The organism is Agromyces sp. P1_H4 (assembly GCF_056405255.1).
Genome location: NZ_JBFUCL010000403.1, coordinates 1 through 3032, shown reverse-complemented (window position 1 = coordinate 3032; position 3032 = coordinate 1). Strand labels below are relative to the sequence as shown.

General features: G+C 69.9%; 3 protein-coding genes. All 3 read right to left on the bottom strand.

Annotated features, from left to right (window positions below):
* Positions 1-1253 (bottom strand): UDP-N-acetylmuramoyl-L-alanine--D-glutamate ligase (gene murD, locus AC1DY2_RS17925; protein WP_476763643.1); only part of this gene is annotated, 1253 nt, incomplete at its 3' end.
* The gene (gene mraY / locus AC1DY2_RS17920; protein ID WP_476763642.1) at positions 1238-2335 is read right to left on the bottom strand and encodes a phospho-N-acetylmuramoyl-pentapeptide-transferase; all 1098 of its coding nucleotides are present in this window, start codon (positions 2333-2335) and stop codon (positions 1238-1240) included. The genes murD and mraY, both read right to left, overlap by 16 nt.
* Positions 2332-3032, bottom strand: a 701-nt coding sequence (locus tag AC1DY2_RS17915) for a glutamate ligase domain-containing protein (RefSeq protein ID WP_476763641.1), incomplete at its 5' end; no start/stop codon positions are given. The genes AC1DY2_RS17915 and mraY, both read right to left, overlap by 4 nt.

The following is a 3032-nucleotide window of genomic DNA, read 5'->3' as shown; positions in this document are numbered from 1 at the left end:
GCGCGCAGCCGTCCGGCGTGCGCGGCCACGAGCGCGTCGGCATCGACCCCCTTGAGGAGCCCGCCGACGATCCACACCACCCGGCCGAACGCGCGCAGCGACGCCTCGGCCGCGTGCGGGTTCGTCGCCTTCGAGTCGTCGATCCAGCGGATGCCGCCGGCCACCGCGACCGTCTCGATCCGGTGCGCGTCGAGGCGGAAGTCGCCGAGCGCATCGTGGATGACGCCGACCGGCACGCCGTAGGACCGCGCGAGCGCGGAGGCGGCGAGGATGTTCTGCACGACGTGCGGAGCGTCGAGGCCGTGCGGCTCGAGCTCGCCGAGGGTGATGATCTCGAGCGCGGCGGTGCGACGCTCGTCGAGGAAGGCGCGATCGCAGAGGATGCCCTCGACGACGCCGAAGTCGCTCGGCCCCGGCACGTCGAGGCCGAAGCCGATGGCGCGCGCGCCCTCCTCGACCTCCGCGTCCTCGACCATGTGCATGGTCGCCTCGTCGGCACGGTTGTAGACGCAGGCCACCATCGTGTTCGCGTACACGGTGGCCTTCGCCGCCCGGTATGCCTCGGCGGAGCCGTGCCAGTCCAAGTGGTCGTCGGCGATGTTCAGCACGACGCTGGCCCACGGATGCAGCGCACCCGGGCCCGCCGTGGGCAGGTGGTGGAGCTGGTAGCTCGACAGCTCCACGACGAGCACGTCGAAGCCGCCGGGATCGCGCACGGCATCCAGCACGGGCACGCCGATGTTGCCGCACGGCGCCGCCCGAAGGCCGTTGGCCGCGAGGAACGTCGCCGTCATCTGCACCGTCGTCGTCTTGCCGTTGGTGCCGGTGACGAGGATCCAGTCGGCGGCGTTCACCTTGTCGCGGACGCGCCACGCGAGCTCGATGTCGCCCCAGACGGCGACCACCTGCTCGGCCGCCCAGTCCAGCACGGGATGGTCGGGGTGGAAGCCCGGGGAGGCGACCACGAGCTCCGGTGCGAAGGCGACGAGCTCGTCGGGCACCGAATCGAGCGGATGCCGCACCAATCGCGCCCCGATGACCTCGAGGATGCGCGCGCGATCGTCGTCAGCCGCGGGTGCGAGCACCAGCACGTCGGCGCCCAGCTCGGTCAGCGTGTCGGCGACCGCGAATCCCGTGACGCCCAGGCCGAGCACCGCCACCCGGAGGCCGCGCCAGTCGGCGTTCCAGCTGGTGAGCGTCTCGAGGCGATCGGCGACGGACGCGGCATCCGACCCGCTCAACTCTGCAGCCATTCGAAGTAGAAGCTGCCGACCCCCGCCGCCACGAACAGGCCGCCGATGATCCAGAAGCGCACGACGATCGTGACCTCGGCCCAGCCCTTGAGCTCGAAGTGATGGTGGATCGGGCTCATCAGGAAGATGCGCTTGCCGCCCGTGAGCTTGAAGTAGGCCCGTTGCACGATCACCGAGCCGGTCTCGATCACGAAGAGGCCGCCGATGAGGAGCAGGAGCAGCTCGGTGTGGCTGACGATGGCGAGCGCCGCGAGGGCGCCGCCGAGGGCGAGCGACCCGGTGTCGCCCATGTAGATGTGGGCCGGGTTCGTGTTCCACCAGAGGAATCCGATGAGCCCGCCCACGATGGCCGTGGCGACGATGGCGATGTCGAGCGGGTCGCGCACGTCGTAGCACCGGTAGGCGTCGCTCTGGTTGAGGCTCTCGCTGAAGCACGACTGGTTGAACTGCCAGAAGCCGATGACGACGAAGGACCCGATCGCGAGGATGGAGGCGCCGCCGGCGAGCCCGTCGAGGCCATCGGTGACGTTCACCCCGTTCGACGCGCCGGCCGTGAGCAGGCAGATCCAGATGACGTAGAGGATCACGCCCACGATCGTGCCGAAGACCATGAAGTCGAGCGGCAGGTCGCGGATGAACGAGATGCTCGTGTTCGCGGGCGTGACGCCGTCGTCATTCGGGAACTGGAGCGCGAGGAGCGCGAACGCGGCGGCCACCACCACCTGCCCGAGTACCTTCGCCCACCCGCCGAGCCCGAGGCTCTGCTTCTTGCGGGTCTTCAGGAAGTCGTCGATGAAGCCGACGACGCCGAGACCCACCATCATGAAGAGCACGAGCATGGCGGATGCCGTCGGCGGCTCGTTCGACACCAGCAGCGTCGAGGTGAAGTACCCGAAGAGGCTGCCGAGGATGAAGACGATGCCGCCCATCGTGGGCGTGCCCCGCTTGACGTGATGGCTCTTGGGCCCGTCGTCGCGGATGAACTGGCCCCAGCCCAACCGCGTGAACAGCCGGATGAAGAGCGGCGTCAGGAAGAGCGTGAAAGCGAGCGACAACGCCCCGGCGGTCAACAGTGCTCTCACGAGGACCATTCTCCCAGTCGGTCGCCGAGGTGGCGGAGACCCGCCGAGTTCGAGGATTTCACGAGGATCGTGTCACCCGGGCGGGCCAGGCCCGTCACGAGCTCGTACGCCTCGTCGGCCGTCTCGACATAGGTCGATTCGCCGTCCCACGAGCCCTCGTTGATGGCCGTGATGTGCAGGCGCCGCGCGCCCTCTCCGACGACCACGAGCTGCGAGATGCCGAGGCGCACCGCAAGCAGTCCGATGCGGTCGTGCTCCTCCCCCGAGAACTCGCCGAGCTCGCTCATCTCGCCGAGCACGGCGATCGCCTGCGAGCCGGGTGCGCGCACCTGGGCGAGCGTCTTGAGCGCCGCCGCCACCGAGTCGGGGCTGGCGTTGTACGCGTCGTTGATGACGGTGATGTCGTCGCGGCCGCCCATGAGCTGCATGCGCCAGCGCTCGGCGAGCGTGACCGACTCGAKCGCCGCGACGATCTCGTCGAGGGGCACGCCGAGCTCGGTCGCCGCCGCGATCGTCGCGAGGGCGTTCATCACGTGGTGCTCGCCGAGCACCCCGAAGCGGACCCGGGAGGACTCGCTGCCCGCAAGCTCGACGGTGAAGTCGGTGCCGCGCGCGTGCGCGGAGATGTCGACGGCTCGCACGTGCGCGTCGGCGCCGAGCCCGAACCAGACCACGCGCGCGGCGGTGAGGCCCGCCA